This is a genomic window from Sphingobium sp. MP9-4 (assembly GCF_005281675.1).
In the GTDB taxonomy this organism is placed as follows: Bacteria; Pseudomonadota; Alphaproteobacteria; order Sphingomonadales; family Sphingomonadaceae; genus Sphingobium; species Sphingobium yanoikuyae.
In genome coordinates this window covers 87,868-110,861 of the sequence record NZ_LUFI01000049.1, presented here as the reverse complement: position 1 = coordinate 110,861, position 22,994 = coordinate 87,868, and the positions used below count along the sequence as shown (strand labels likewise).

Here is a 22,994-nt window from a genome sequence, read left to right as displayed (position 1 = left end):
CGGCCCTTTAGGCCAGATCGACCGCGATATTGTCGATCAGCCGGGTCTTGCCCAGCTTCGCAGCGCCCAGCAGCCGTGCCGGACGGTCGAGCGTTGCGATCGGCTCCAGGCTGTCTGCGTCGCACAGGGTCACATAGTCGATCGGGTCGAAACCATGGGTCGCCAGCGTGGCGATTGCCTTCGCCAGTGCCGCCTCGACCGGCTCGCCCTTCTCGATCTGGCGCTTCGCCTCACCCAGCGCGCGCGGCAGCGCCAGCGCATCCTTGCGCTCCTGTTCGCTGAGATACGCGTTGCGCGACGACAGCGCCAGGCCATCCTCGGCCCGCTGGGTCGGCATGCCGATGATCTCGATGTCCTGATTGGTGTCGGCAACCATGCGGCGGATCACGGCGAGCTGCTGATAATCCTTCTCGCCAAAGATCGCGACATCGGGCGCGACCTGGTTGAACAGCTTGGTGACGACGGTGGCGACGCCATCGAAATGGCCCGGCCGCGCCGCGCCATCCAGCCCCTCGCTCACCCCCGACACCCGGATATTGGTGGCATAGCCGGCCGGATACATGACCTCGACGCTCGGCGCCCACAGGATGTCGACGCCGGCGGCCTGCAACAGCTGCGCATCCTTCGCCTCGCGCCGGGGATAGGCGTCCAGATCCTCGTTCGGGCCGAACTGGCGGGGATTGACGAAGATCGACACCACGACATGCCGGCCATGGCGGCGCGCTTCCTCGACCAGCGCCATATGCCCGTCATGCAGCGCCCCCATGGTGGGGACCAGCGCCAGCGTCTTTCCGTCGGACTTCAGCGCGGCGACGGCGGCACGCAGGGCGGGAAGGTCACGGAGAATTTGCACGGGACGAGGGGCTCCGATAAGGGCAGGGACACAGGGGCGTCCTGCTAGGCTTCGCGCCACGGGACCGTCAAGAATCTAGAGCGACAAACACGGGGTTATCAAGGTCCGATGGCGAACGCGCAAACGCACCTCATCGTCTTCGCCAATGAAAAGGGCGGAACCGGCAAGTCGACGACCGCCGTCCACACGGCGATCGCGCTGACTGCGCTCGGCCATAGCGTCGGCCTGATCGACCTCGACCCGCGCCAGCGCACCGTCACCCGCTATATGGAAAATCGCGCCGAAACCGCGCGCCGTCGCGGCATCGATCTGTCGGCGCCCGACTTTGCGGTGTTTCAGGGCGACAATGTCGCTGCGCTCGACGAACAGGCGGCGGCGGTTGCCGAGGGCAAGGATTTCCTGATCGTCGACACGCCCGGCCGCGACGATGATTTCGCCCGGCACATGGCAGCCCGCGCCAACACGCTGGTCACGCCGATGAACGACAGTTTCGTCGATTTCGACCTGATCGGTCAGGTCGATGCCGAAACCTTCCGGGTGCGCCGCCTGTCCTTCTATTCCGAACTCATCTTCGAAGCGCGCAAGTCGCGCGCCAAGGCCGATGGCGTGTCGATCGACTGGGTGGTGCTGCGCAACCGCGTCCAGCATCATGACGCCCGCAACAAGAAGCGCGTCGGCGATGCGCTGATGGAATTGTCGCGCCGGGTCGGCTTCCGCGTCATTCCCGGATTGTCGGAACGCGTCATCTTCCGCGAACTCTTCCCCTCGGGCCTGACCCTGCTCGACAAGGGGCATCTGGGCGATCTGGGTATCAGTCACATCGCCGCGCGCCAGGAACTGCGCGAGATGGTGGCCGGATTGGCCTTGCCGACCGGCGATCATGCCGCGTCCGTGGACATGCTCGGCGCCGCCTGATGGGGCTGATCGCGCTGGTGCTGATCGGCCTGGCGGGCTGGCTCATCTGGACCGGGAGATTGCAGCGCATGTCGACCAAGGATGGCATGGCATTGGGAGCGGCGCTGGTCGGCGCGGTGCTGGCGGCCAAGGGCAAGCCGGCGCTCGGTGCGCCAATCCTGCTGGGCGCGGCCCTCTTCTTCGCGTCGCAGGGCAAGGCGAAGAAGGGCGCTAACCGCGCCAGGCGCAAGGCTGCGCCGCCGGTGCAGACTGACAGGGCCGACGTGGAGGGCGCCCGCGCCCTGCTCGGCCTGTCGGCGGATGCCCGCGCAACCGATATCCGCGCCGCACATCGCCGCCTGATCGCCTCGGTCCATCCCGACAAGGGTGGAACCGAAGCGCTGGCTGCCCAGATCAATGCCGCGCGCGACCTGTTGCTGGCTGACCTTGCCGAGCGGGATCGTCCGTCCGCCGGCTGATTGCCCCAGAAAGGACTATATGGCCCATCGCTTCCATCCGACCCTGCTGCGCGAATATGATATGCGCGGCGTTGTTGGCCCGATGCTCGGGGAAGCGGACGGCTATGCGCTGGGACGCAGCTTCGCGACCTGGGTGCGGCGCGTCGGCGGATCAGCGGTCGCGGTCGGCTATGACGGGCGGCTGAGTTCGCCCATGCTGGAGGGCGCGCTGGTGCGCGGCCTCACCGACAGCGGCGTCGATGTGCTGCGTGTCGGTCTCGGTCCCACGCCGATGCTCTATTATGCCGAGGCCGAACTGGACGTGGCGGGCGCCATCCAGGTGACCGGCAGCCATAATCCCGCAGATCAGAATGGTTTCAAGCTGGTCCTGGATCATGCGCCCTTTCATGGCGAGGCGATCCAGCAGCTCGGCGCGATGGCGGCGGCCGGCGACTGGCTGGCGGGCGAAGGCCGGGTGCGCGATGTCGATATCATGCCGGCCTATGTCGAACGTCTGGTGCGCGATTTTGACGGCGCCGCCTGGCGGATCGGCTGGGACGCGGGAAACGGCGCCGCAGGACCGGTCGTGGAGAAGCTGGTGCAACTCCTGCCTGGTGAGCATCATCTGCTCTTCACCGATGTAGACGGCAATTTTCCCAACCATCATCCTGATCCTACCGAAGAAGCGAATCTGGCCGATCTTCGTTCCCTTGTCCTCTCCAGGAAGCTCGATTTCGGCGTGGCTTTCGATGGCGATGGCGACCGGATCGGCGTGGTCGACGGCTTCGGTCGGATCATCTGGGGTGACCAGCTGCTCGGCCTGTTCGCGCAGGTCGTGCTGAAGGATCGTCCCGGCGCCCCGATCGTCGCGGATGTGAAGGCCAGCCAGGCCCTGTTCGACGAGATTGCGCGGCTGGGCGGTGAGCCGGTGCTGTGGAAGACCGGGCACAGCCATATCAAGTCCAAAATGAAGCAGATTGGCAGTCCGCTGGGCGGCGAGATGACCGGCCACATCATGTTTGCCGATGATTTTTACGGTTTTGATGATGGACTCTATGCCGCCGTTCGCCTGATCCGCGCGGCTGCCCGGTTGCGCCGCACCGTCACCGACCTGCGCGGTGACATGGCCGAAATGGTCAACACGCCGGAAATCCGCATCGCCGTGCCGGAAGACCGCAAGTTTGCGATCATCGAAGACCTGCGCGACCGCCTGATTGCATCCGGCGCAATCGTGGAATCGATCGATGGCGCTCGCGTCCGTACTGTCGATGGCTGGTGGCTGCTGCGCGCGTCCAACACCCAGAATGCGCTGACCGCGCGGGCGGAGGCGTCGGATGCTGCGGGATTGGCGCGCCTGCTGGCCGAAATCGAATCCCATTTGCGTGATTCGGGCGTCGATCAGCGATTGCAAGCGGCGAAATAGCTTGTCGCAGCGCGCAAAATTGATATCGCTATCATTATTTCATGCGGAATTTCCCTTAGGGAAACATGGATTTATGACACCGGTTGCATGAAACGCAATCGCGCCATCATGTTTCGCATTTGCGACGAACGCCGCCTGGCCGCAAAAGGAACTCGCCTTTCAGGCATCCTCTCCTAAAACTTCATAGCCGTCCCTCGGGGCGGCTTTTTTTTTGACCTGTGACGTTGGCGCAACAGGGCGGCACTTGCCGTAGCGTCCAGCCGGCCGAAATCCGGGCAATTGAGCGAAAAATCGCGGAAATCCGTCATTGGCGCCTGTAGAAATCGTCGGGATAGCTGTTATGCGCATGGTTCCATAAGTCGCATGAGGCGTTTAAGCGCCCGCACCAAATGGCCAAATGAGTTTTTAGCAGAGGAAACGCCATGTCCCTTCGCCGTCGCATTCTTCCCACCATCCTGCTGACCGGCGCGATTGTCGCACCGATGCCGGCGCTGGCCGGTGGCTTCTATCTTCAGGAACAGTCGCCGGTGGAAACCGGCCGCGCCATGGCTGGCGGCGCCGCTGCAGGTGACGATCCCTCGACCATCTATTTCAACCCTGCCGCCATGACCCAGCTGTCGGGCGTCCAGGTTTCGGCCGGCGTCAACGCCCTGATGGCTTCCGCCCACCAGACCAACCGTGGCAGCTATCGCTCGGTCCCCGGTTCGACCGCCCGCGTGTCGGTGACCGGCAATGACGGCGGCCAGCCGTTCGAAAGCGTCATCCCGGTCCCCAATTTCTACGCCTCGGCGCAGGTCACCGACCGGCTGTGGCTGGGCCTCGGCGTCAATGCGCCCTTCGGCCTGAAGCTGGAATATGATGACGGTTTCTTCGGTCGCTATGACTCGATCTACACCGACCTCAAGACCTACAACATCCAGCCTTCGGCCGCGTTCAAGCTGAACGACAATTTCTCGATCGGCGGCGGCGTCGACGTGCAATATGTGAAGGCGAACCTGACCAACGCGTTGCCGCAGGTGTCGCCGCTGGTCACCACCGACGGCTTCACCAAGCTGAAGGGCGACGACTGGACCGTCGGCTGGAACGCCGGCATGTTCTACACCAACGGCACCACCAATGTCGGCGTCCACTATCGGTCGGGCATCAACCACAAGCTCAAGGGCACCCAGACCATTTCCGGCCTGGTGACGCCGCTCAGCGCCGCCAATGGCGAGTTCGATGCCTCGGCACCGCTGGACCTGCCCGATATCGTCACCGTGTCCTTCATGCACAAGCTGACGCCGAACCTGCGCGCGATGATCACCGGCAAATGGTATGGCTGGTCCAGCTTCAAGGGGATCGAGGTCACCTCGGCCACCGGCACCACCAACAAGGAACTGGATTACAAGGACAGCTACAGCGTCAGCCTGGGCGGCGAATATGATTTCAGCCCCGCCTTCACGCTGCGCGCGGGCACCATGTTCGACCGTTCGCCGACCAATCCGCAGCATCTGACCACCCGCGTGCCCGATGGCGACCGCGTGTGGCTGACGGGCGGCGCGACCTGGAATATCTCGCCGGCCTTCGCACTGAACGTCGCCTACGCCCATACCTGGGTGGAAAAGGCGAACATCATCCGCCCGGACAGCTATTTCCCGTCGCCGGCTACCGTCACCGCCACGACCCTGGCACAGACCAGCGGCAATGCGGACCAGGTTGCCGCATCGCTGACCGCGCGCTTCTAAAAAGCTGCGTTAATGCTTATAGGGGGCTCCAGAGATCTGGAGCCCCTTTTCATGTCCGAACATAATCCCGGCCTGCGCCCCTGGCGCGACATCGCCCGACGGCAGTCGCGGCAGATCATGGTCGGCAACGTCCCCGTGGGCGGCGGTGCGCCGGTCACGGTGCAGACCATGACCAACACGCTGACCCATGACGTCAAGGCGACGATCGACCAGATCCGTCGCTGCGAGGATGCCGGCGTCGACATCATCCGCGTGTCCTGCCCCGACGAGGAATCGACTGCGGCGCTCAAACAGATCGTCCGCGCCGCGCGCGTGCCGATCGTCGCCGACATCCATTTCCACTATAAGCGCGCGCTGGAAGCCGCCGATGCCGGTGCTGCCTGCCTGCGCATCAATCCCGGCAATATCGGTTCGGCCGCGCGGGTGAAGGAAGTGGTGGACGCTGCCAAGGCCAATAATTGCTCGATCCGCATCGGCGTCAACGCCGGCAGCCTGGAACGCGACCTGCTCGAAAAATATGGCGAGCCTTGCCCCGAGGCGCTGGTCGAAAGCGCGCTCGACCATATCAAGCTGCTGCAGGACCAGGATTTCCACGAATATAAGGTCGCGGTGAAGGCGAGCGACGTGTTCCTGGCGGTCGCGGCCTATATGCAGCTGGCCGATGCGGTCGATTGCCCGCTGCATCTGGGCATCACCGAAGCCGGTGGCCTGATCGGCGGCACGGTCAAGAGCGCGATCGGCATCGGCAATCTGCTCTGGGCCGGCATCGGTGACACGATCCGCGTCTCGCTCTCGGCCGAACCGGAAGAGGAAGTGCGGGTCGGCTATGAGATGCTCAAGACGCTCGGCATCCGCACCCGCGGCGTCAAGGTCATCTCCTGCCCCAGCTGCGCGCGGCAGGGCTTCGACGTGATCCGTACCGTCCAGGCGCTGGAGGAACGGCTGCAGCATATCAACACGCCGCTCTCGCTCTCGGTGCTGGGCTGCGTCGTCAACGGTCCGGGTGAAGCGCGCGAGACCGATATCGGCCTGACCGGCGGCGGCAATGGCAAGCATATGGTCTATCTGTCGGGCGTCACCGATCACACGATCCAGGATGCCGACATGGTCGACCATATCGTCAGGCTGGTCGAGGCCAAGGCGGCCGAGATCGAAGCCGCGGCGAGTGACGCGGGACAGGTCCAGGCGGCCGAATGACGGACAGCGCCGACCGGTCCGCCATCGCCCATGGCGCAAGCGCTACGGGCGCGCAGGCGGTCGGCGCGTCCGTCCTTGGGACATTGGCTCTGGGCGCGATTGCATTGGGGGCAATAGCGGTTGGCGCCTTGGCCATCGGTCGCCTGCGCATCGGCAAGGCACGGATCACCCGGCTTCATATCGACGAATTGCATATCGGCAGGATCGTCGGCCCCGGTCGCGACTGATCCCGTCACCCGTCGATGGATCGTCCGCTTTCCTCTCCCCGCAGCCCGTCCGGGCTGCTGCCCTTCCTCATCTGCTGCCTTGGCGTCGCGCTCTTTTCGGTGATGGATGCGGCGATGAAGGGGCTCAGCCTCTCGATCGGCCTTTATAACGCGCTGCTCTGGCGTGCGATCACCGGCAGCCTGCTCGGGCTGGTCCTGATGCTCGCCACCCGCCAGCGCTGGCCAAACCGCTCCGTGCTGCGCCTGCATCTGCTGCGTGGCGTTGTCGTGGCGCTGATGGCCAGCTTGTTCTTCTGGGCGATCATGCGCCTGCCACTGGCCGAAGCCATTGCCCTCTCCTTCATCGCTCCGTTGATCGCGCTCTATCTTGCGGCGCTGCTGCTCAAGGAACGGATCGGGCGGCAGGCGATCGGCGCCTCGCTGCTCGGCCTGGTCGGGGTCGGCGTGATCCTGTCGGGGCGGATGCGCGGCGACTATGATGGCGACGCGCTGATGGGGGCGGGCGCGGTGCTGCTCTCGGCGATGCTGTTCGCCTGGAACCTGATCCTCCAGCGCCAGCAGGCCCAGCTTGCCTCGCCGATCGAGGTCGCCTTCTTCCAGCATCTGGTCATGCTGGGCGTGTTTGCGATCGGCGCGCCGGCCTGGGCGATCGTGCCGACCGGAGCGGCGGTGCCGCTGGTGCTGCTGGCTGCCATCCTGGCCTTCACCTCTCTCGCCGCGCTCGCCTGGGCCTATGCGCGTGCGGAGGCCCAGCGACTGATCCCGGTCGAATATACCGCCTTCGTCTGGGCCGCGATCTTCGGCTGGTTCGCCTTTGGCGAACAACTGACGCTCACCACCCTTGCCGGTGCCTTGTTGATCGTCGCCGGCTGCCTTATCGCCGCGCGCACGAAACGGGCGGATATCGCCCATGTGGAAGCGGGAGCGGCATGAGCCAGGTCATCATCAGGGACGCGCAATCGACGGATATCGATACCATCGCGAATTTCATCCTGGCGCTCGCCGATTATGAGAAGCTGGCCCATGAAGTGAAGGCCGACCGCGAGACGCTGGCCCGCTATCTGTTCGGACCCCGGCCGATGGCGGAGGTGCTGATCGCCGAGCATGATGGCGCGCCGATCGGCTTTGCCCTTTTCTTCCACAATTTCTCGACCTTCGAGGGGCGTCCGGGCCTCTATCTGGAGGATCTGTTCGTCCTGCCCGAAGCGCGGGGGCTCGGCGCCGGCAAGGCGTTGCTTGCGCGTCTCGCCCGATTGGCGATCGCGCGCGACTGCGCCCGGCTCGAATGGTCGGTGCTCGACTGGAACGCGCCGGCGATCGCCTTCTACCGGGCGATCGGCGCCCGGCCGATGGACGAATGGACCGTGCAGCGCGTCGATGGCGATGCGCTCAGCGCCCTCGCATCGCATCCTGCAGGCTGACGCCCAGCAGCACGATCGCAAAGCTGCTCAGGGCAATCACGACAAAGGCGGGATAGAAAGAGGCGAACATGACGACATCTCCTTTCGCCGCCCATTTTGCGCCTGCGCCCCAGGCGCGCGACATACGCAATGTTGCGGATGGGGCGGGACGAGCCGAGGGGCCGCAGGCTTGACGAGGACTCCTGGCTCGGCGCATTGTGCCGGAACGGAACATTTGGGGGACATTTGACCATGGCTGTCAGCCGCGGAGCCAAGCGCGCGCCGGAATGGCGCGAAATGCTCAAGCGCAGCATCGTGCGCAGCGGCGCGCTGATCGGGGCGATCTCGCTGTTTCTGGCGACCCTGTTCCTGGCGCTGGCGCTGCTGAGCTATCAGCCCAGCGACCCGTCGATGAACACGGTGGCGGGCGATCATGTCGCCAATATCATGCGCGCGCCCGGCGCCATGGTGGCCGACATGCTGCTGCTGCTGTTCGGCGTGCCGATCGCGCTGCTGCTGCCGCTGATGGGGATCACCGCCCGTCGCCTGTGGGGCGATCATGAGATGATCGGGTGGAAAGCGCAGTTCGGCAAATGCCTGGTCGGCATCATCCTGATCGGCATCGCGCTGGCCCTGTTCCAGCCCGATCCGCTGGTCGGCCTGCCCTCCGGCTGGGGCGGCATGATCGGCCTTGTCACCGCCAAGGGGGTGATGAGCCTGACCGCCCAGGCGCCGGCCGCGCAGGGCTGGATCATCGGCATATTGGTGGTCGTGGCCATGCTGGCAGGCCTGTTCGTCTGGTATCGCAGCCTGGCGCTGGAAAAGCCGATCTTCACCATCCGCCGCCCGACCCTGCCCCGGCTCAGCCTGCCGCGCCCCTCGCTCGCCTTTGCGGGACAGGGGGGAGCGGCCGATCTGGACGAGGATGATGACGGCCCGGTCGAACGGGTGATCGCGCCGCGCAAGCAGGTGTCGAACGAGCCCAAGCCGCCGATCACCATCCAGGCGCCCAAGCCCGCCCCGGTGCAGCGCTCGACCGCGCCGGTGTCGCAGGATGATCTGTTCGGCCACAGCTCGCTGCCGTCGGCCGACCTGCTCAACCCCATCCCCGCCAATCAGGGCCAGAAGATCGACAAGGCGGCGCTGGAACGCAACGCCCGCCTGCTGGAGAGCGTTCTCGACGACTTCCATGTGAAGGGCAATATCGTCGAGGTTCGCCCCGGTCCCGTCGTCACCATGTATGAGCTGGAGCCGGCACCGGGCATCAAGGCGAGCCGCGTGATCGCGCTGGCCGACGATATCGCCCGCAACATGTCGGCGCTGTCGGCGCGCGTCGCCACCATTCCCGGCCGCACCGTCATCGGCATCGAGCTGCCCAACACCAATCGCGAGGGCGTGTCCTTCCGCGAACTCATCACCAGCGAGCAGTTCGGTGCGGAAGCGACCCTGCCGATCATCCTGGGCAAGAATATCTCGGGTGAGCCGATCATCGCCGATCTGGCGCCGATGCCGCATCTGCTGATCGCGGGTACCACCGGTTCGGGTAAGTCGGTCGGCCTCAACGCCATGATCCTGTCGCTGCTCTACCGCATGACGCCGGACCAGCTGCGCCTGATCATGATCGATCCCAAGATGCTGGAACTGTCGACCTATGACGACATCCCGCATCTGCTCGCCCCGGTCGTGACCGAGCCGAGCAAGGCGATCCGCGCGCTCAAATGGGCGGTGGAGCAGATGGAGGATCGCTATCGCATGATGGCGTCGATCTCGGTCCGCAACCTCGCCAATTACAACGAGAAGGTTCGCGCCGCGAAGGCCAAGGGCAAGCCGCTCGGCCGCCGTGTCCAGACCGGCTATGACCCCGAGAGCGGCAAGCCGATCTATGAAGAGGAACAGCTGGATTTCCAGCCGTTGCCGCAGATCGTGGTGGTGGTCGACGAACTGGCCGACCTGATGATGACGGCGGGCAAGGAAGTCGAATTCCTGATCCAGCGCCTGGCGCAGAAGGCGCGTGCTGCCGGCATCCACCTGATCCTGGCGACGCAGCGGCCTTCCGTCGACGTCATCACCGGCGTCATCAAGGCGAACCTGCCGACCCGCATCAGCTTCTTCGTGACCAGCAAGATCGACAGCCGCACCATCCTGGGCGAACAGGGCGCCGAACAGCTGCTGGGCAAGGGCGACATGCTCTACATGCATGGCGGCAAGGGCCTGATGCGCGTTCATGGTCCCTTCGTTTCGGACGATGAAGTGCGCGTGGTCGCCGACCATTGGCGCGCGCAGGGCTCGCCCGATTATATCCAGGCGGTCACGGAAGAGCCGGAAGAAGGCAGCTTCGCGCTCGACGGCGTGGACCTGGGCGATGACAGCCCGGACGCGCAGCTGTTCCGCAAGGCCTGCCAGCTGGTGTTCGAGAATCAGAAGGCGTCGACCAGCTGGCTGCAGCGCCAGCTGCGAGTCGGCTACAACAGTGCCGCACGCCTGATCGAACGGATGGAGGAGGAAGGACTGGTCGGTCCGCCCAACCATGTCGGTCGCCGCGAAGTGCTGCGTGACGAGAATGGCAATCCGCTCTGACGCTACGAAATGCTTGTTTTCCTTGAGCGATTGCGTTCCGTGCAACCATGCTTGCTGCCTTCGCATTTGTCGTGACAGGGGCTTTGGGACATTAGGAACAGGCCTTTCAGGCATCCTCTCCTAAAAACTTTTCAGGCTGATCTTCGGATCAGCCTTTTTTTTGTCCGCGAATCGGTCTAGGCAGGCGTCGCTGCTGCCGCGCCGATAAACATAATTGGAGCGGTGCCGCCGGTAAGACCGGCATGGCGAGGCGGGAGCACGGGGGATCGAGCCAGCCATTTCACGGCCGCTCTCCCCCGTCTGGTCTTTCCGATCGATCCTTTCCCTTCGATGGAACAGCAAGGTTCACAGCGGGTTCAAGCCCCACCTCCTATGCCCCCTTTTCCGAACAACCCGGAGATGATTGCATGAAGCGCATCCTCGCGCCTGTCGCCCTGTCCCTCGCCACCGCGCTGGTTGCGGTGCCGGCGGGCTATGCCCTTGCCCAGCAGGCGGCACCGTCCGACCTCAATCAGGTCAACGCCTATATCCGCGCCGTCACCACCCTGACCGCCGATTTCAGCCAGACCGACCGCAATGGTCAGGTGCTGACCGGCAAGCTGACCCTGAAACAGCCGGGCAAGATCCGTTTCCAATATGAAAAGGGCGTGCCGCTGCTGATCGTGGGCGATGGCAAGGCGCTGACCCTGATCGACTATGAAGTGCGCCAGGTGCAGCGCTGGCCGATCGGCAATTCGCCGCTGGCCGCGCTGATCGACCCGACCAAGGATCTGTCGAAATTCGGCACCGTCGTCCCCACCGGCGACCCGACCGTGCTGAGCGTGCAGGCGAAGGATCCCAAGCGGCCCGAATTCGGCACCATCACCATGATCTTCAAGCGCAAGCCCGCGTCGCCGGCCGGGTTGGAGCTTTATGGCTGGGTCGCGCTCGACGCGCAGAATAATCGCACGGCGGTGCGCCTGTCGAACCAGCAATATGGCGTACCGGTCGCCGATTCCGCCTTCCGCTGGACCGATCCGCGTCCGCGCGGCCGTCCGAACGGCTAGGGCGGGCCACAGGAACGATGGGCTGAAAACTTTCTGCCATCGTTCATCTGCCGCTCATATCGGATCGCCTAGATAGAGATCACGGCGAGAGACGCAGACCGGGATTTCCCCCCTGTTACCCGGCACACCGCTCCCGTCGCAAAGCGCTTCAAGGGCGCGATCGAGACCCCCGTTCCACGCCCCCGGAGCGGGGGTCTTACTTTGTCCGGCGCTTGCGCGCGGGCGCGCGGCACCCTAGGTGCTTTTCATGGCCGATACCCTTTCGATTGCATCCTGGAACATCAACAGCGTCCGCGCCCGGATCGACATCGTCGAACGCTTCCTGACCGAGGAAGCGCCCGACATTCTCTGCCTGCAGGAAACCAAGGTGGTGAACGAGATTTTCCCCACCGACATGTTCAAGCGGCTGGGCTATGTCCACCAGGTGCTGAACGGCCAGCGCATGCATCATGGCGTTGCGATCATGAGCAAGGTGCCGATCCATGAGGACGACCGGTTCGACTGGCAGGCTAATGGCGAAGCGCGCCATGTTGGCATCCGGCTCGACAATGGCGTGCGGATCGAGAATGTCTATGTCCCCGCCGGCGGCGATGTCGCCGACCGCACGGTCAATCCCAAATTCGGCCAGAAGCTCGACTTCATCGAGCGGATGATCGAGTGGTCCGGCGCGCTCGACAACAAGCCGACCATCCTTACCGGCGACTTCAACATCGCGCCTTTGGAATGTGACGTCTGGAGCCACAAGCAGCTGCTCGACGTGGTCAGCCATACGCCGGTCGAATGCGAACTGCTGGGCCGGTTGCAGGCGTCGAACGACTGGGTCGATATCGGCCGTCATTTCCATCCCGCGCCGGCGCGTCTCTACACCTGGTGGAGCTATCGCGCGAAGGATTGGGCGGCGTCGGATCGCGGCCGTCGCCTTGACCATATGTGGATGACCAGGGATGTCGCCGACAAGACGGTCGCCCACCGTGTCGTAGAACCCGCGCGCAGCTGGGAAAAGCCGTCCGACCATATCCCGATCATCACCGAGTTCGCCTTCTGATGAACGGGCGGGATGCTGCCCGCGCCATCGATGCGCTGCGTCGCGGCTGGGCGATCCGCCTGACCGCGCCTGATGGCGCGATCCGGCTGATGGCGATCGAGGGCGCGGATGCGGTGACGCTGGCCGATTTCGATCCGCAGGGGCAGGCTGATATCCTGATTTCCGCCGCCCGCGCCGAGACGCTGAAGCTCGCCAACCAGCTGGCGGCGGCCGATCCCGACCTGCCGGTGCTGATCGAACGGGCGCCGTGGATCGACGCGGATGTCGCGACCTCGATTTCCGATCCGGTGCTGGACCTTGCCTCGCCGCTCAAGGGGCCATTTCGCGCGCGGGCCTTGCCGGCGCCGCAGGCGGCCAAGGCTGCGCTGCGCCTGGCCCGGTTGGCCGGCATCCTGCCCGCCTATTTCCTCACCGAAGGCGACGGCCCGGTCGAGGCGGAAGTCAGCGCCGATGATGTCGGCGATTATGACGATGCCATTCACCTCGCCATCGCCACCCGTGCCCGCCTGCCGGTATCGGCGAGCGAGAGCGCGGAGATCATCGCCTTCCGCAGCCCCGACGAGCCGCGCGAGCATGTCGCGCTGGTGGTCGGCAAACGTGACGCATCGCCCCCGGTCATCCGCATCCACAGCGAATGCCTGACCGGCGACGTGTTCGGCAGCCTCAAATGCGATTGCGGCCCGCAATTGCATCAGGCGCTGCACCAGATCGCCGACGCACAATGGGGCGTGCTGCTCTATCTGCGGCAGGAAGGGCGCGGCATCGGCCTCGTCAACAAGCTGCGCGCCTATGCGCTGCAGGATCAGGGCTTCGACACGGTCGACGCCAATGTGCGGCTGGGCTTCGCGATCGATGCGCGCGACTTCTCGGTCGCGGCGCGGATGCTCGACCTGCTCGGCATTGGCGGCGTGCGCTTGCTCACCAACAATCCGCAGAAGGTCGCCGGCTTGCAGGCGGCCGGGATCGAGGTGGTCGAACGACTGCCGATCATCCTGCCGGCCAACCCGCATAATGAACGCTATCTCGCCACCAAGCGCGACCGGACCGGCCACCAGCTATGAGCGTTATCCATGTCGATGTCGCCACCGGGCGACTGCGCTTCGGCGATCTCGACATGGCCTGCACCATCGGCCGCAGCGGCGCCTGTGCGGCCGCCGACAAGCGCGAAGGCGATGGCTGCACCCCCTTGGGCAATTGGCCGATCCGTGCGGTGCTGTTGCGCCCCGGCAAGGTCTCCGCCACCGGCATCGCCCTGCCCTGGCGCTGGACCCATGCGGGCGATGGCTGGTCGGATGATCCGGCCGATCCCGCCTATAACCGTCCCGTGCGCCTGCCCCGGCCCTTCTCGACCGAAAGCCTGCAGCGCAGCGACGAGGCCTATGACGTGATCGTCATCCTGGGCCATAATGATGCGCCGCCGGTGCCGGGCATGGGCAGCGCCATCTTCTTCCATCTGTCCGAAGGACGTCCGACCGCCGGCTGCGTCGCGGTCGACCGCGACGACATGCTGCGCCTGTTACCCTTGCTGTCACCCGGCGACGTCATGACCATTGCCTGAGAATTTAGGCGCCTGAGTAGCGATCAGGCGCGCTCCAGTGCCTCGCCCACTTCGCCGCCGGCCGCCTCCAGCAGCCGCCGCTCCAGAGTCTGCAACCGGGCCTTGCTCTCGATCTTCCCGCCCAAGAGGTCGGTGACATAGAAGGTATCGACCGCGCGCTCGCCATAGGTGGCGACATGGGCGCTGTGGACCGTGACCTTCGACTGGAACAGCGCATTGGCCAAGCTGAACAGCAGCGCCGGCCGATCGCGGGCATTCACCTCGATCACGGTGAAGCGGTTCGACGCCTTGTTGTCGATCAGCACATTGGGCTCGATGCGGAAGGCTTCGGCGCGGGTGCGGGGCAGCGGGCGCGCTTCCAGCTTGGTGATCATGCGGTGGCGGTTGGAGAGGGAATCCTCGATCGCTGCCTTGATCCGCGCCAGCTGCTCGGGACTGTGGAAGGCACCGCCCAGCGGATCCTGCACCAGGAAATTGTCGATCGCGACGCCGTCGCGCGTCGTATGGATGCGCGCGTCGATGATGTTGCCGCCCGCCAGATGGATCGCGCCGGCAATGCGGTAGAACAGGCCCGGATGGTCGGTCGCATAGACGGTGACCAAAGTCGCACCACGTTGTGGATAATATTGCGCGGCGATCGACAGCGAGGAGTCGCCCGCTTCCAATATATGCCGGGCATTATGGACCAGGATATCGTCCGGTTCGGCAATCCAGTAGCTTTCGGGCATGCGGCCGCTGAATGCGGCGAAGGTCGCCTCATCCATGCCGAGCGCCTGGCGCAGCGCCTCCTGCTTGGCGGCAACGCGTTCGCTGCGGCCCTTCTGCTTGTGGCCCAGGCGCAGCACTTCCTCGGCGGCATCATAGAGGTCGCCCAGCAACTGCCGCTTCCAGCTGTTCCAGACGCCCGGCCCCACCGCGCGGATATCGACCACGGTCAGGCATAGCAGCAGGCGCAGTCGCTCGGGGCTCTGCACCACCTCCACGAAATCGAGGATCGTCTTGTAGTCGGCCAGGTCGCGCTTGAAGGCGGTGGCCGACATCAGCAGGTGGTAACGCACCAGCCAGGCGACGGTCTCGGTCTCGGCGGCAGTCAGGCCGAGGCGCGGGCAGAGATGCTCCGCCACTTCCGCACCCAATATGCTGTGGTCGCCGCCGCGCCCCTTGGCGATGTCATGCAGCAGCACCGCGACATAGAGCACCCGGCGCGACAATATCTTGCCCATCAGCTCGGTCGCCAGCGGATGGTCGGTGGCCAGTTCGCCCTTCTCGATCCGGGCCAGCAGGCCGACGGCGCGGATGGTATGCTCGTCCACCGTATAATGATGGTACATGTCGAACTGCATCTGCGCCACGACGCGGCGGAAATCGGGGATGAACCGGCCGAACACGGTGGACTCGTTCATCCAGCGCAGCACCGTTTCCGGGTCGCGCGGGCTGGTCAGCACATCCATGAAGGCGGCGTTGGCCCGTGCGTCCTTGCGCACCTTGGCGGTGATCAGGCCGGCGTCGCGGCTGGCCGCGCGCATCGCGCTCGGATGAATCTGCAGCCCATGCCTGTCGGCCACGGCGAAAATCTCGACCAGGCGGACCGGATCGGCCTGGAAGAAATCGTCGCTCGGCAACGCCAGACGCCCGCGATCCAGCACGAAACCGTCCAGCTTCTTGGGTCGGCGAAAGATCGACGGAATATAGCGGCGTCCGCGCTCGGCCAGCTGGTCGTCCAGATGCGCCAGGAACACCGCAGTCAGGTCGCCGACCGCCTTTGCATTGAGGAAATAATAGCGCATGAAGCGCTCGACCCCGGATCGTCCGGCCCGCGCGGTGAAATGCATCCGCGTCGCGGTTTCCAGCTGCAGGTCGAAGGTCAGCCTGTCCTCGGCCCGCCCCGTGATCATGTGCAGATGGCACCGCACCGCCCACAGGAAATCCTCGGCCTTCTGGAACTGGCGCAGCTCGCTCTGCGTCAACAGGCCGACATCGACCAGTTCGGCGACCGATTTCACCCGGTTCACATATTTGCCGATCCAGAACAGCGTGTGCAGGTCGCGCAGGCCACCCTTGCCTTCCTTGACATTGGGCTCGACGACATAGCGGCTGTCGCCCATGCGGCGGTGGCGCTCGTCGCGTTCCTCCAGCTTCTCGGTGACGAAGGTGCGGGCGGTGCCCTGCATGATCTCGCTGTCGAAGCGGACGGCCACTTCCTCGTAAAGCGCCCGGTCGCCCCACACATAGCGCGCTTCCAGCAGGGCGGTGCGCACGGTCAGGTCGGCCTTGGCCATCCGCATCGTCTCGTCGATCGACCGGCTGCTATGGCCGACCTTGAGCCCCAGATCCCACAGCGAATAGAGCATGGATTCGATGATCTGCTCGGTCCAGCCGGTCGGCTTCCAGGGAGTGATGAAGCCGATGTCGACATCGCTGTGCGGCGCCATCTCGCCCCGGCCATAGCCGCCGACGGCGATCAGCACGATCCGCTCGCCGGTGCTGCGGTTGCCGGCGGGATAAAGATGATGGGTGGTCGCGTCGTAGAGCAGCCGCAAAATCTGGTCGATCAGGAAGGCAAAGGCGGTCACCGCCTCGCGCCCGCGCGTCGGTTTCGCCTCCAGCCGGCGCGCGACATCCTCGCGACCATGCTCCAGAGCGGCCTTGAGTTCCTTGACGATCAGCCCGCGCAGCTTGATCGGATCGCCCCGGTGCTCCTGCGCCAGGGCGTTGATGCTGTCGGAAATCGCGCGCCGGTCAATGATCGCGCGGCGCGACCCCAGGCTGGGGAACTGCATGACCATGGCTCTCGTCTACTCGTGGTGACTGGCGGCGGCCAGTTGTTTCAAACGATATATGTGATCGAGTGCCTCACGCGGGGACAGGGCGTCGGCATCGATGCCATCCAGTGCGTCGCGCAGCGGATCGGCCACCTCTTCGGCCTGCGTTGCGACACTGGCGAACAGCGGCAGGTCGTCCAGTCCCGCGGCAATGCCGCCGGTCTTCGCCTTGCCTGCCTCCAGACGGCCCAGCACATCCTTGGCGCGCTTGAGCACCAGTGGCGGCAAGCCGGCCAGCCGCGCCACCGCCAGGCCATAGCTGCGATCAGCCGGCCCTTCGGCCAGTTCGTGCAGCAGCACCAGATCACCCTTCCATTCGCGTGCCCGCACATGATGCAGCGACAGCGCATCGAGCGTTTCGGACAGGCGGGTCAGTCCATGATAATGGGTCGCGAACAGGCAGCGGCAGCGATTGACCTCATGCACTGCCTCGACAACCGCCCAGGCGAGCGCAAGGCCGTCATAGGTGGATGTGCCGCGCCCAACTTCGTCCAGGATGACGAAGCTATGCTCGGTCGCCTGCGCCAGGATCGCGGCGGTCTCGACCATCTCGACCATGAAGGTCGACCGGCCGCGCGCCAGATTGTCGGACGCGCCGACGCGGCTGAACAGCCGGTCGACCAGGGTCAGCGTCGCCGTTTCCGCCGGAACGAAGGCCCCGGCCTGGGCCAGGATGACGATCAGCGCATTCTGCCGCAGGAAGGTCGACTTACCGCCCATGTTCGGGCCGGTGACCAGCCATAGCCGGTCGGTCGCGACCAGGCGGCAATCATTGGCGACGAAGGGCTGGCCCTGTGCGCGTAGCGCATCCTCGACCACCGGATGGCGCCCGCCGACAATGTCGAGGCAGGGGCCAACCCCGTCCTCGACCACGAAAAGGGGCCGTTGCCAGCCGCCTTCGGCCGCCCGTTCGGCCAGCGCGGCGGCAACGTCGAGCCGCGCCAGCGCATCGGCGGCGCGGGCGATGTCGGCCTTGCGGTCCAGCACGGCATCGATCAGCGTTTCGAGATGGGCGGCTTCCGCTACCAGCGCATGGGCACCGGCCTGCGCCACCCGTCCGGCCTGTTCGTGCAGGTCGATCGAGTTGAAGCGTACGACCCCGGCCAGCGTCTGGCGATGGGTGAAGCCGCTTTCGGGCTGCATCAGCTGGTCGGCGGCGCGGGCCGGCACCTCGACATGATAGCCCAGCACGCCATTATGGCGGATCTTGAGCGCGCTGATCCCCGTCTGCTCGCGATATTGCGCCTCCAGCGCGGCGATCGCGCGGCGGCCGTCGCCAGCCAGGCGGCGCAGCTCATCCAACGCGGGATCGAAGCCGTCGGCGATATAGCCGCCATTATTGGTTTCGGTCGGCGGGCTGGGCACTAGCGCGCGCGCCAGCGCATCGACCAGCGCGCCATGCCCGTCGAGCGCCGGCAGCAATTGCGTCAGCAACAGCGGCTGATCGGCCAGCCGGCCCAGCCGCTCGCGCAGCAAGCGCGCCTCGCCCAGGCCGTCGCGCAATTGGCCCAGATCGCGCGGGCTGCCCCGCCCCACGGCGACACGGCCCAGCGCGCGGCCGATGTCGGGCAGTGCGCGCAGTGCTGCCCGCAACTGACTGCGCAGCGTCGCGTCATCATGGAACAGCTGGACTAGGCCCAGCCGGGCGTCGATCAGCGGCGCATCCATCAGCGGCGCCGACAGATCCTGTGCCAGCAGCCGGGCGCCTGCCCCGGTGACGGTCCGGTCGACCGCGCCCAGCAGGCTGCCCGCGCGGGTGCCGCCGGTGGTCGCGACGATTTCCAGGCTCTCGCGCGTCGCCGCGTCGATGGCGACATGGGCGCCGCTGGTTTTGCGGAGCGGCGGCGCCAGGAAGGGCATCGTGCCCTTCCCCGCATGGTCGAGATAGGAAATCAGCCCGCCCATCGCGGCCAGTTCGGCACGACTGAACTGGCCAAAGCCATCCAGCGTCGCGACCGCGAACAGGCGCTTGAGCGCCTCTTCGGCACGGGCGCTGGAAAAGGCCGCCTTGTCGAACGGATGGCTGTTGGCGACCTCCAGCGTCGAACCCTCGGCAATCACCACTTCGCTCGGCCGCAACCGGGCGAGTTCGGCGGGCAGGTCGCCCGCCCGCACCGTCATCGTCTCGAACCGGCCGGTCGAAATGTCGGCGGCGGCCAGCCCCAGCTCGCCTTCGCCGCCCGTCTGGGCGAGCGCGACCAGCATATTGTCGCGCCGGCTGTCGAGCAGGGTTTCCTCGGTCAGCGTGCCGGCGGTGACATAGCGGACGATGGCGCGTGCCACGAGCGCCTTGCCGCCCCGTGCCTTGGCCTCGGCCGGCGTCTCGGTCTGCTCGGCGATGGCGACGCGATGGCCGCCCTTGATCAGCCGGGCGAGATAGGATTCGGCGCTATGCACCGGCACGCCGCACATCGGGATCGGCTGCCCGGCATGTTCGCCACGGCTGGTGAGCGCAATGTCGAGCGTCGCGGCCGCCATCTTGGCGTCATCGAAGAAGAGTTCGAAGAAATCGCCCATGCGGTAGAAGAGCAGGCAATCCTGCGCCTCTGCCTTGAGGGTGAAATATTGTGCCATCATGGGGGTAGGCTGGGTGGTGGTGGAGGTCGAATTGGCCATGGGGCAAGCGGATAGCCTGATCGCTCCGCTGAAACCAGAGCTTCGCCAAAGGGCAGGAAAATTGCGCTTCTCGCACTTGCCCACAAGATAATCTTGCCGCTAGGGCGGCGCTATTGTTCCATTATGTGGGTATCGCGATGACCGAAAAGTCAAATGTGGAATTTTCCGAGCGCGAGGCGCTGTTCTTCCACGCGACCGGCCGCCCCGGCAAGATCGAGATCATTGCCTCCAAGCCGATGGCGACGCAGCGCGATCTCTCGCTCGCCTATTCGCCCGGCGTCGCGGTGCCGGTGCGCGCGATCGCCGAAGATCCGGCGACCGCCTATGATTATACCGCCAAGGGCAATCTGGTCGCGGTGATCTCCAATGGCACGGCCATCCTGGGCCTCGGCAATCTCGGCGCGCTGGCGTCCAAGCCGGTGATGGAGGGCAAGGCCGTCCTCTTCAAGCGCTTCGCCGACGTCGATTCCATCGATATCGAGCTGAAGACCGAGGATGTTGATCGCTTCATCGACGCGGTCGAACTGATGGAGCCGAGCTTCGGCGGCATCAATCTTGAGGATATCAAGGCGCCCGAATGCTTCGTCATCGAAACGACGCTCAAGGAACGGATGAACATTCCGGTTTTCCATGACGACCAGCATGGCACCGCGATCATCGCGGCGGCGGGCGTCATCAATGCCGCGCTGCTGACCGGTCGCGACATGAAGGACATGAAGGTGGTGGTGAACGGCGCGGGCGCCGCCTCCATTTCCTGCACCGAGCTGATCAAGGCGCTTGGTGTCCCCAATGAAAACGTCATCATGTGCGACAGCAAGGGCGTCATCTATCAGGGCCGCACCGAGGGCATGAACCAGTGGAAGTCGGCCCATGCGGTCAAGACCGACGCGCGGACCCTCACCGAAGCGGTCAAGGGCGCCGATGTGTTCCTCGGCCTCTCGGTCGCCGGCGCCATGTCGCAGGATATGGTGAAGTCGATGGCGGCCAATCCGATCATCTTCGCCATGGCCAATCCCGACCCGGAAATCCTGCCGCCTGACGCCCATGCCGTGCGTCCCGACGCGATCGTCGCCACCGGGCGCTCGGACTTCCCCAACCAGGTCAACAATGTCCTGGGCTTCCCCTTCATCTTCCGCGGCGCGCTCGACGTGCGGGCGACCGGCATCAACGAGGCGATGAAGCTGGCCGCCGCCAAGGCGATTGCCGACCTGGCGCGCGAACAGGTGCCCGAGGAAGTGGCCAAGGCCTATGGCCGTTCGCACAGCTTCGGTCCCGACTATATCATCCCCGCGCCGTTCGATCCGCGCCTGATGGAAGTGGTGCCGGCCGCCGTCGCCCAGGCGGCGATGGATACCGGCGTCGCACAGAAGCCGATCGCCGACATGGCCGCCTATCGCGATTCCCTGAAGGCGCGGCTCAATCCGACCACCTCGGTTCTCACCAGCGCCTATGAACTCGCCAAGGCCAATCCCAAGCGGGTCGTCTTTGCCGAGGCGGAAGAGGAAGTGGTGTTGCGCGCCGCGATCCAGTTCCGCGAGCTGGGCTATGGAATCCCCGTGCTGGTCGGCCGCGATCATGTGCGCGACAAGCTCAAGGAACTGGGCGTCCAGGATCCCGACAGCTTCGAACTGCACAACAGCGTCAATTCGCCGCTGGTGCCCGAGATGGTCGATCTTCTCTATGCTCGGTTGCAGCGGCGCGGCTATCTGCGTCGCGACTGCGAGCGGATGGTCAATCGCGACCGCAACATCTTCGGATCGCTGCTGGTGAAGATGGGCGTGGCCGATGCGATGATTTCCGGCGTCACCCGGCCCTATGGCCAGACCCTGCGCGAGGTGAAGCGGGTGATGGATCCGGCTGCGGGCCGTACCCCCTTCGGCATCCATGTCATGGTGACCAAGGACAAGACCGTCTTCCTGGCCGACACCACCGTCCATGAACGGCCTTCCGCGTCCGAACTGGCCGACATTGCCGAGGGCACGGTCGCGGTCGCGCGGCGCATGGGCCATGACCCGCGCGTGGCCTTCCTCTCCTATTCCAATTTCGGCAATCCCCCCGGCGCCTTCCTCGACAATGTGCGCGATGCGGTGAAGCTGCTCGACCAGCGCGACGTCGATTTCGAATATGAAGGCGAAATGACACCGGATGCGGCGCTCAATCCGACCGTGATGAAGAATTATCCGTTCAGCCGCCTGTCCGGCCCGGCCAATGTGCTGGTCATGCCGGGGCTGCAGTCGGCCAACATCTCGGCCAAGCTGCTGCGCGAACTGGGCGGCACGTCGATGATCGGTCCGGTGCTGGTCGGCATGGAAAAGTCGGTGCAGATTGCGACCATGTCGTCCAACGCGTCGGAACTGCTGACGCTGGCCGTGCTGGCCGCGGGCGGTATCGCCCTCTGATGATCGTGGCGGGGCACCAGCCCCGCCCCTATCCGCTACGACCAGTTGGTTTCTGACCGGTTTCGCTTGCCTTGCGCCATCGTCTGCTGGAAGACCATGGCATGAACAGCGCAACCATGATCGACAGTGCCACCTTCCGCCGCGTCCTGGGCCATTATCCGACCGGCGTGTGCGTCGTTACCGCGTCCGCCGAGGATGGCGCCCCGGTCGGCATGGTGGTCGGCTCCTTCACCTCGGTGTCGCTCGATCCGCCGCTGGTCGCCTTCTTCCCCGCCAAAAGCTCGGGCAGCTGGCCGCGCATCCAGCAGATCGGCCGCTTCTGCGTCAATGTCCTCGCCAGCGATCAGCAGCCGCTCTGCCGCCAGCTGGCGGCACCGGGCCCTGACAAGTTCGCCGGCGTGTCGCACCGCGTATCCGACAATGGATCGCCCATCATCGACAATGTCGTCGCCTGGATCGATTGCAGCCTGCATGCCGTGCATGAAGCCGGCGATCATTATATCGTGCTGGGTGAAGTGGTCGCGCTGGAAGTGGAACGGCCCGACCGGCCATTGCTGTTCTTCCAGGGCAATTATGGCGAATTTTCCCTGCTCGCATGAGGAACAGGCGGCGCGACGTCGTCTGATCGGGCAAGAGGGCAAGAAAAAAGGGGTAAAGCTCGTTAAAAGGCCGTAATGATCCATACATGGGTCAGAAACATCACGGCTCCTTAACGTCTGCCGTCTATCATCGTCCCCATTCCGGATCGGACTGAT

Annotated in this window: 18 protein-coding genes; 15 read left to right on the top strand and 3 right to left on the bottom strand. The window is 65.1% G+C overall.

Annotation, left to right across the window (positions count from 1 at the left end):
- Window positions 1-7: 7 nt before the first annotated feature.
- Window positions 8-853, bottom strand: coding sequence for a pantoate--beta-alanine ligase (gene panC / locus A0U87_RS16350; protein ID WP_048938007.1), 846 nt, complete (start codon window positions 851-853; stop codon window positions 8-10).
- A 108-nt stretch (window positions 854-961) separates the two neighbouring features.
- Here panC and A0U87_RS16345 point away from each other — a divergent pair, with 108 nt between their 5' ends.
- The 13 genes from A0U87_RS16345 to A0U87_RS16285 all read left to right on the top strand — a co-directional run bounded on the left by A0U87_RS16345 (window position 962) and on the right by A0U87_RS16285 (window position 14,402).
- Window positions 962-1,768: a division plane positioning ATPase MipZ gene (locus A0U87_RS16345; protein ID WP_004209209.1), complete on the top strand. Its 807-nt coding sequence runs from the start codon at window positions 962-964 to the stop codon at window positions 1,766-1,768.
- Entirely contained in the window at window positions 1,768-2,226 is a 459-nt protein-coding gene (locus tag A0U87_RS16340; protein ID WP_004209210.1) for a hypothetical protein, read from the top strand. Before A0U87_RS16345 ends, A0U87_RS16340 begins: the two co-directional genes overlap by 1 nt.
- A gap of 19 nt (window positions 2,227-2,245) precedes the next feature.
- A complete protein-coding gene (locus tag A0U87_RS16335) occupies window positions 2,246-3,628 on the top strand; it encodes a phosphomannomutase/phosphoglucomutase (RefSeq protein ID WP_048938006.1) in 1,383 nt (460 codons plus the stop codon).
- A 422-nt stretch (window positions 3,629-4,050) separates the two neighbouring features.
- On the top strand, window positions 4,051-5,352 hold the full coding sequence (locus tag A0U87_RS16330; RefSeq protein ID WP_137405736.1) for an outer membrane protein transport protein: 1,302 nt from the start codon (window positions 4,051-4,053) through the stop codon (window positions 5,350-5,352).
- Between the two features lie 51 nt (window positions 5,353-5,403).
- Entirely contained in the window at window positions 5,404-6,549 is a 1,146-nt protein-coding gene (gene ispG / locus A0U87_RS16325) for a flavodoxin-dependent (E)-4-hydroxy-3-methylbut-2-enyl-diphosphate synthase (RefSeq protein WP_004209214.1), read from the top strand.
- Complete coding sequence (locus tag A0U87_RS16320) at window positions 6,546-6,776, top strand: hypothetical protein (protein ID WP_048938004.1); 231 nt, start codon at window positions 6,546-6,548, stop codon at window positions 6,774-6,776. The genes ispG and A0U87_RS16320 overlap by 4 nt, the downstream gene beginning before the upstream one ends.
- Window positions 6,777-6,791: 15 nt before the next feature.
- A complete protein-coding gene (locus A0U87_RS16315; protein ID WP_048938003.1) occupies window positions 6,792-7,709 on the top strand; it encodes a DMT family transporter in 918 nt (305 codons plus the stop codon).
- Window positions 7,706-8,197, top strand: a complete 492-nt coding sequence (locus A0U87_RS16310) for a GNAT family N-acetyltransferase (RefSeq protein ID WP_048938002.1) — start codon at window positions 7,706-7,708, stop codon at window positions 8,195-8,197. The genes A0U87_RS16315 and A0U87_RS16310 overlap by 4 nt, the downstream gene beginning before the upstream one ends.
- A gap of 231 nt (window positions 8,198-8,428) precedes the next feature.
- Window positions 8,429-10,753 carry a DNA translocase FtsK gene (locus A0U87_RS16305; RefSeq protein WP_037508930.1) on the top strand — a complete coding sequence of 775 codons (2,325 nt, stop codon included), beginning with the start codon at window positions 8,429-8,431 and terminating at the stop codon, window positions 10,751-10,753.
- Window positions 10,754-11,160: 407 nt separating this feature from the next.
- Complete coding sequence (locus A0U87_RS16300) at window positions 11,161-11,799, top strand: outer membrane lipoprotein carrier protein LolA (RefSeq protein ID WP_004209221.1); 639 nt, start codon at window positions 11,161-11,163, stop codon at window positions 11,797-11,799.
- Between the two features lie 247 nt (window positions 11,800-12,046).
- Window positions 12,047-12,844 (top strand): exodeoxyribonuclease III, encoded by a 798-nt coding sequence (gene xth / locus A0U87_RS16295; protein ID WP_137405735.1) that lies wholly within the window; start codon window positions 12,047-12,049, stop codon window positions 12,842-12,844.
- Window positions 12,844-13,905 carry a GTP cyclohydrolase II gene (gene ribA / locus A0U87_RS16290; RefSeq protein WP_048938000.1) on the top strand — a complete coding sequence of 354 codons (1,062 nt, stop codon included), beginning with the start codon at window positions 12,844-12,846 and terminating at the stop codon, window positions 13,903-13,905. The genes xth and ribA overlap by 1 nt, the downstream gene beginning before the upstream one ends.
- Window positions 13,902-14,402, top strand: a complete 501-nt coding sequence (locus A0U87_RS16285) for a L,D-transpeptidase family protein (protein ID WP_048937999.1) — start codon at window positions 13,902-13,904, stop codon at window positions 14,400-14,402. The genes ribA and A0U87_RS16285 overlap by 4 nt, the downstream gene beginning before the upstream one ends.
- A gap of 23 nt (window positions 14,403-14,425) precedes the next feature.
- Here A0U87_RS16285 and A0U87_RS16280 read toward each other — a convergent pair whose 3' ends face one another.
- A complete protein-coding gene (locus A0U87_RS16280) occupies window positions 14,426-17,188 on the bottom strand; it encodes a [protein-PII] uridylyltransferase (protein ID WP_037490690.1) in 2,763 nt (920 codons plus the stop codon).
- 9 nt (window positions 17,189-17,197) lie between these two features.
- Entirely contained in the window at window positions 17,198-19,840 is a 2,643-nt protein-coding gene (gene mutS / locus A0U87_RS16275) for a DNA mismatch repair protein MutS (RefSeq protein WP_137405734.1), read from the bottom strand.
- A gap of 137 nt (window positions 19,841-19,977) precedes the next feature.
- Here mutS and A0U87_RS16270 point away from each other — a divergent pair, with 137 nt between their 5' ends.
- Window positions 19,978-22,239 carry an NADP-dependent malic enzyme gene (locus A0U87_RS16270; RefSeq protein WP_037509024.1) on the top strand — a complete coding sequence of 754 codons (2,262 nt, stop codon included), beginning with the start codon at window positions 19,978-19,980 and terminating at the stop codon, window positions 22,237-22,239.
- A gap of 101 nt (window positions 22,240-22,340) precedes the next feature.
- Entirely contained in the window at window positions 22,341-22,838 is a 498-nt protein-coding gene (locus A0U87_RS16265; RefSeq protein ID WP_004209228.1) for a flavin reductase family protein, read from the top strand.
- Window positions 22,839-22,994 lie beyond the last annotated feature (156 nt).